The following is a 6,358-nucleotide window of genomic DNA, read 5'->3' as shown; positions in this document are numbered from 1 at the left end:
TACCATTTTTTATTATAGAGATTGCAAGTTTTGTATTAGAAACTTTTGAAATAAGAATTCAGCAGAAGAAGTAACGCAAAGAAAACAATAAGGATCATTGCTTCTTTAATCTGTTTTTTATTTCTTTTGTTGTATTTTCTCTTTATATTTCTTTGTACTTCTCTCTTTTTATAATCTAATTTCATAAGGATTCCTTTTTAAAAAGTCGGGAAAAGAATCCCTTTTTTTCTGTACTGGCTGCTTCTATTCGTGCTTGGTGAAGTTCTCGAATAGATTGTAATAGCTGTTCATCTCGCTTCTTGATCGAGTCATCTATATAGGATTGTTGCCCTTTAACAATTTGCTGTAATTCTTGAATCATTCCCTTTAATTCATCATTATCATTTTTTAGGTCGTTAAATTTATCATCATAACGTGTGATAAGAGCCTGTAATTGCTCATTTTCTTTTGTGTCGGGGGGCGACATAGTAGACGTGTCGCTACCCGACACAGTTTGTACTTCATTGCTAGGAACGCCCTTCAATACTGAATTTACCGCATCTTCTATCGTGACGCCATGCGCTTTGGCTAGCGATTTTATACGCTTCATGATGAGAATATCACGCTCTAAAAAAGCTCTTTGATTATGTTCATTTCGAAGAATAGTATATCCGTTCTCTTCCATCAAAGAAGCATACTTACGGACTGTTGTAACGGCCATACCTAAATCGTCCGCAACATCCTTTGTCCAGTAAGCTTTTTCAGCTTGTGACGTGTCATCCTTCATATCGCTATCCTCTCCTTTTTTAGTAGTATTCTATCAGTTTATTGGAAATCCTTCCTTAGAAACCGACTGGTTTCTTTCAACAAGACTTAATTAGGTAACTAGGGGTACAGTCCCGAAAATGCGGATTTACAACGTTAAGCAAGTATAAAATTTTTGGTCTACTATGGTTACTTAATTGATTTTCTTTTCTTCGCTAGTCTCCGTATGTCTTACTCTATCTAATGCAACCAATACGATTGTTAGTATGAGTAAACTAAGCGTATTTACCGTGTATCCATTTACTTGTATGTATATTTCTTTTGTGTAGATAAAGCGAATAGCAAACCATATTCCAAATAAGACTAATAGGTCTTTATGTATATCGAAGATTTTTCTAGCCATGTCTATACTCCTTTTATTATTAGCTCACCAGTATTATTTACTTTTTTTGGTAATATATACGTTGATAAACCTTTAGGTTAGTTACTGATTGCACCTTTAAGGTGCATTTGTTGCCTTTATGGCAACATTGGTTTTAGTTGTTTTGTATGGCGATCCAACGTGTTGACGTTGGCGGGGGTGGTGGGGCGAGTAGCCCTACGGTTTTTGTTTTTATCATGCTTGCGTGCTTGTCTGTTTGCCTGTTTGACAGGCAACATAGCGTCGCAGACCACACGACTTTACGCATGTAAAGTATAGTGTGCTATACTTTACATGGAAGTTTTTAGCCGGAATCTAGACCTAAAATAGAGGGGTAAATAGGAGTTGTGGTTTGTTCTTAATGCGGTTGAAAGAACAGTGAACATGGGCTGAAACTTGTGGCTTTTGTGATGCTCCTTTGAAGAAGCAGCGTTCAAAAATGAGAGAGTTTGTTTACTTAGATCAAGTTGAATTACCTTCTGATTAACTGTCGATTTTTCATACATATGACTTATTAGTTTTATTTCGTCTGGTAAGAGAAGAACGTTCGAAATCGTATAATTTCATGGGAAGCGTTCAGAGGGCTCCAGAAAAGGTTGTGGTTGATTCGGATGGGAAACTTGCTTGAAAGTGAGTATAGGCGTTATACGGCCCATATGAAGGTTATAGAAGGTATTTTAATAGAGATCGTATGGGGTACAAGCCTAAAAGAGTAGATGATAAGCTTTTAGAGAGTTTAAGAGTAAAAATAAAGGTGTGAAGTATTTCTCACACCTAATTTATTTCTTTTTTCCTTCGATTACTGAAAGATGTTTAATTTCATCACGTATTTTCTTTTGATTTTTGGCTCTGCCTTTTAATCCAAACCCTGGATCAAGTCTATAAGTACTGCTAGTACCAACCTTAGGTCCTTTATGAAGAATACCTTCTGTAACAAGTTTTTTGATTGCTTTTGAAACTATTGAACGGTCTAAATCAAGTTCTCTAGCTATTTCTGCTTGGGAAACACGTATCCAGTTTTCAAAGTCTAATTTGCCCATAACTAGCATTAAAACTTGCATTTCTTGTCCTCTTAGACCAAGTTTAGCTAAATGAATAAACCCTTCTTGCATAGCCATGAAAAAATTACCTCCTTTGTATGTACTTCTGGTGAAAATCGGAACATGATAAATTTCCCCAGTATCTCGGTCAACCATTTCTTTGAGTATTATGCCGTTTTCTGGTTTATTACCGATAGTCATGTTTCACCTCTCCTAATATGTATTATATAACTTGTTATGTCTGACTAGTATGTAGATGAATATATCAACATTAATAAAAAAAACAATGTTGATATATATATCAACGATGATGACATATATATCAACATTAATCAACTACAAATCTAGTAATATCAACCATTTTTTAATACCCCCTTCTGTCTATGGCAATATAAATATCTTTTTTACTGTTTTTTTCAATGTTTTTTAGAAGCCATGAAGGCTAAAAAGTTGCCATGAAGGCAACTAAAACAAGTCTCTAAGCAGGTCTTTTTCATTGATATAAAACACTTAATATTTGCTTTACTTCTGCAATAATGAATCGAAACTATAAGGTAAATAAGATATAAATCAATTTCCTTTTTATTTCGTTCTTAAAATAGAAATAAACCCCATAATATAGCTATCTGTGACTCCTTCCTTAACATCGTAAACAGTAGAAGACCTCGACCACACAAAGTACATTGTGATCGAGGTCTTCTACTACTGGTTTTCGGTCGGAGTCACTACATAAAAATATAGTGTGATGAAGTGTAAGCTCTTTTGATTAAAAGATAGTGAAAAAAGAAGGAAGGTTTTAAAATTTGTGTTAGAATGTAAGAAAGTATGAATTTCTGATTTTCGGAAACAATAGAAAGGTGAGTGCATATTATGGTTATAAGAACACCCGAAAAGGGAGTTGATATTGTGAAAAAGGAAAAAATCACGTTACGTAAACGTGGTCAATTTACTTTACCTAAAGCTTTTATGGAGGAATTAAATCTACATGAAGGAGATTCTTTAGAGATAAGGTTAGATGAAAATGGACGTTTAACATTAGTTCCAATGATTCATGTACCAGCTGATCAAGCTTGGTTTTGGACTGATAAATGGCAAAGAGAAGAAGAAGAAGCAGAGACAAATATTAAGAAAGGCGAAGTCTATACCTTTAAGAATATTGATGAAGCTTTCAATTGGTTAGACAGTGATATTGAGGACTAGAGTATATGAGATTGCAATTTACAAAGAGATTTCATAGAAGTTATAAAAAATTAGACCCTCAAGCTCAAATAATCATAAAAAAAGCTTTAAAACAAATGGAAGAGGATCCAACGCACCCTTCATTACGTATAAAAAAGATGGAAGGCTATAAAAACCCTTATGTTTGGGAAGCAAGTGGAAATATGAATTTACGTATTACATTTGAGATGGAGAAGCCAGAGTCCTTTATTTTACGTAATTGCGGACATCATGATAATACTTTAAATAATCCATAAAGAAGCCCAAACCATATAGGGCTTTTTGTCTTTATTTCGATATTTTTTTACATAAAAATTTACTTCAAAGACTAAAAGGATCGAGAGAAAGGTCAAAACCTTCTGAAAGATCCCCCTCCTTTTTTTCCTTTGGGGAAGGGGGGGCGGAGATAAATATGCTATCTCGCATGGTAAAAGCCTTGCTACGCAAGGTCTAAAACGGATATCATACATTACTAGAATGATATCTATTGCTGTTTCCCCTATATGTAAGAAGGGTTTAGGGGGCTATCACCCCTATTTTCTCCTAGTGAAGAGAAGAATGAGCTCTAGTCACCATAAGCGATGTTATAGGCATATAAAAAAGTTGCAAACAGTTTAACGTTGTAAATCCGCATTTTCGGGAGGGTTCCCGAGGAAGCGAAAGAAAGAGGAGGATTTGTTTCAGGGGAAAGAGAAAAGGCTGACATAACGAAGAGTCAGCTTTGGTTCATCGTTTAGGACATGATAAAATTTTTGTGCTGTGGATACGTGCACGACATCAAGGCGCTTCTGCTTTCGGTCTTTATCTTGGTGGGTAAGAAGCTAATGTATTTTGAATGTCGTAATTAATCTCTCCATCAAATGTTATATAGTCTAAGTACACCATTAATAGTAAATAACGCATGCCTGTTTGTGGGTCACTGAGGATGAGGTGATCACGGCCGGCTGCTTCGATTATGCCTTTAAAGATCTGCGCATTCCATTCACGATTATTTTCAAATGTCATATAAACAGTCGCTATTTTTCCGCGATTTAAGCGCAAGATGTTTTCAATATAGGATTCCTCTAGTGGAAGCATGCCTGGTATATTTTGGGTTAAACCTTGCTGAGCTGGCATTGGAGGTACTTGAAATCCGGGCTGAGATGGCCCGAATTGACCAGGCGGCGGATATGTAGGATATTGCGGATATCCGCTGCCTGGTTGCATGATCATCTGCTGAGCGCCCGGTATTCCTTGCCTGTCATAAACATAGGGTTGAGCTTGAATTTTTTTGTTTGCCATAAAATACCCCCTCAAAAAGTTAGTAAACAACTGGAAAATTCGGGTAAAGTAGAAGTAAAGTACTATAATGCCAAGCGATTGCAATTCATGTTGAAACTTGATAATAATCGGCTAGTTTTAAGAATCATCATGAGAATTTTAGGAGATACTGTCTGTCTGCTCCAGTCAATTCCTATGATAACTCAGAATCATGGTTTCTTTACTTTGAATCCCTTAGGATGTTAAAAGAATAGTAATATTTACCTTCAAATTTTGTACATTCATACGTATGTATGAGAAAAACAACTTATGACTTTTCAAAGGGGTATGAAAACGATTCGTTCTTTGTAACCACTTGACATTTTTGTAGGCTGTTTTTAATACAATTCTTAGAGGTGATGAAAAGTGACGAGAGTAAAATATAGAGATAGTGACATTGATTTAATTGCAAGGATGATGCGGGCAGAGGCTGTGGGTGAAGGACGACTAGGGATGCTTATGGTTGGGAATGTCATTATAAATCGAGCAGTAGTTGATTGTTTAGATTTTAAGGATGTAAGAACGATACGGGATGTAATTTTTCAAGTTCAAGGTGGAAATTACTCTTTTGAAGCAGTACAAAAAGGTAGTTTATTTTATAGTCCAGCAAGAGATGTAGAGAGAAGATTGGCACGACAAGTAGTAAAGTATTGGAGACAACATCCTTCTAAGTATGCTCTTTGGTATTTTAATCCGTATGCTCCGTGTCCACCTACATGGTATGATCAACCATTTGCAGGACAATATAAACAACATTGTTATTATGAGCCACAGGCTAATACATGCGAAAGTGCTTATAGGTATTAAAGAAAGCTGGGCGACAGTTGTTACCTGTTCTTCAACTAGCCTGGCATTTAATATACATACGTTCACCTTTATAAAGATTTTCAATTTCCCCCATTATTCCTACAATTAGTTATTCGAAAATATTGCCTGATTGCTGAACGAGTTTTCAAGAATCATATGTATACTCTATACAAATCTAGTTTACATAATAGCAATTTCCGGAAGTTGAGAAAAAGAGCATAAAAAAGCGAACCCCTTGGTACCAAAGGGGTTCGCTTTTGTCTAGGATATCCTTCTTATTTTATTCGTTTATGCATGATTTTATACATCGTTGATGGATCAACGTTTTTGACCTCTGAAGAAGCCTGGTGGCTGCATAAAAAACGGGGGTTTTATGCAATCCTTGTTTAACTAAACTGCCTTTTTTCTAACCTTTAACTATTGCCCATGCGAAGCACTTGTCATTCACATAAAATATTCTACAAAAAACGAAGGAGGTGGGTCGTTTATGAGTCAAGGTGGTGGATATGGACAAGGACAAGGATCTGGTTTTGCTCTTATCGTAGTATTGTTTATTCTTTTAATTATCATTGGTGCTTCTTTTGTAGGCGGTGGATACTAGTAGCTTAATACTGGCTTTATCAACGGTTAACCCAATTAACTGAGTTAATCGTTGATAAATTGGGATTTATAGGTTAACTATATTGGTGTTTTCAAAGTAACTACCATTTTTTATTATAGAGATTGCAAGTTTTGTATTAGAAACTTTTGAAATAAGAATTCAGCAGAAGAAGTAACGCAAAGAAAACAATAAGGATCATTGCTTCTTTAATCTGTTTTTTATTTCTTT

The 6,358-nt window shown here is 35.5% G+C and carries 9 protein-coding genes; 4 read left to right on the top strand and 5 right to left on the bottom strand.

What is annotated here, in order from left to right; all coding sequences use genetic code 11:
* Nucleotides 1–35 precede the first annotated feature (35 nt).
* The 4 genes from ynzI to K9V48_RS26720 all read right to left on the bottom strand — a co-directional run bounded on the left by ynzI (nucleotide 36) and on the right by K9V48_RS26720 (nucleotide 2,406).
* Entirely contained in the window at nucleotides 36–185 is a 150-nt protein-coding gene (ynzI, locus tag K9V48_RS30210) for a small membrane protein YnzI (RefSeq protein WP_498043135.1), read from the bottom strand.
* Nucleotides 182–766, bottom strand: a complete 585-nt coding sequence (locus K9V48_RS26730; RefSeq protein WP_224142119.1) for a DUF3967 domain-containing protein — start codon at nucleotides 764–766, stop codon at nucleotides 182–184. Before K9V48_RS26730 ends, ynzI begins: the two co-directional genes overlap by 4 nt.
* A 171-nt stretch (nucleotides 767–937) precedes the next feature.
* Nucleotides 938–1,147 (bottom strand): hypothetical protein, encoded by a 210-nt coding sequence (locus K9V48_RS26725; RefSeq protein ID WP_224142118.1) that lies wholly within the window; start codon nucleotides 1,145–1,147, stop codon nucleotides 938–940.
* 797 nt (nucleotides 1,148–1,944) lie between these two features.
* Nucleotides 1,945–2,406, bottom strand: a complete 462-nt coding sequence (locus K9V48_RS26720) for a MarR family transcriptional regulator (protein WP_224142117.1) — start codon at nucleotides 2,404–2,406, stop codon at nucleotides 1,945–1,947.
* A 669-nt stretch (nucleotides 2,407–3,075) separates the two neighbouring features.
* Between K9V48_RS26720 and K9V48_RS26715 the strand changes: the two genes are divergently transcribed.
* Entirely contained in the window at nucleotides 3,076–3,405 is a 330-nt protein-coding gene (locus K9V48_RS26715) for an AbrB/MazE/SpoVT family DNA-binding domain-containing protein (protein ID WP_224142116.1), read from the top strand.
* 5 nt (nucleotides 3,406–3,410) lie between these two features.
* The gene (locus K9V48_RS26710) at nucleotides 3,411–3,680 is read left to right on the top strand and encodes a cytotoxin (RefSeq protein WP_224142115.1); all 270 of its coding nucleotides are present in this window, start codon (nucleotides 3,411–3,413) and stop codon (nucleotides 3,678–3,680) included.
* Between the two features lie 544 nt (nucleotides 3,681–4,224).
* Here K9V48_RS26710 and gerQ read toward each other — a convergent pair.
* The gene (gene gerQ / locus K9V48_RS26705; RefSeq protein WP_224142114.1) at nucleotides 4,225–4,704 is read right to left on the bottom strand and encodes a spore coat protein GerQ; all 480 of its coding nucleotides are present in this window, start codon (nucleotides 4,702–4,704) and stop codon (nucleotides 4,225–4,227) included.
* A 384-nt stretch (nucleotides 4,705–5,088) separates the two neighbouring features.
* On the opposite strand from gerQ, the gene K9V48_RS26700 reads away from it, so the two are divergent.
* Nucleotides 5,089–5,529: a cell wall hydrolase gene (locus tag K9V48_RS26700; RefSeq protein WP_224142113.1), complete on the top strand. Its 441-nt coding sequence runs from the start codon at nucleotides 5,089–5,091 to the stop codon at nucleotides 5,527–5,529.
* A gap of 487 nt (nucleotides 5,530–6,016) precedes the next feature.
* The gene (locus tag K9V48_RS26695) at nucleotides 6,017–6,130 is read left to right on the top strand and encodes a YjcZ family sporulation protein (protein ID WP_224142112.1); all 114 of its coding nucleotides are present in this window, start codon (nucleotides 6,017–6,019) and stop codon (nucleotides 6,128–6,130) included.
* Nucleotides 6,131–6,358: the final 228 nt, after the last annotated feature.

The sequence above is a fragment of the Metabacillus rhizolycopersici genome (assembly GCF_020075705.1).
This window is presented reverse-complemented; position numbering and strand designations above follow the sequence as displayed.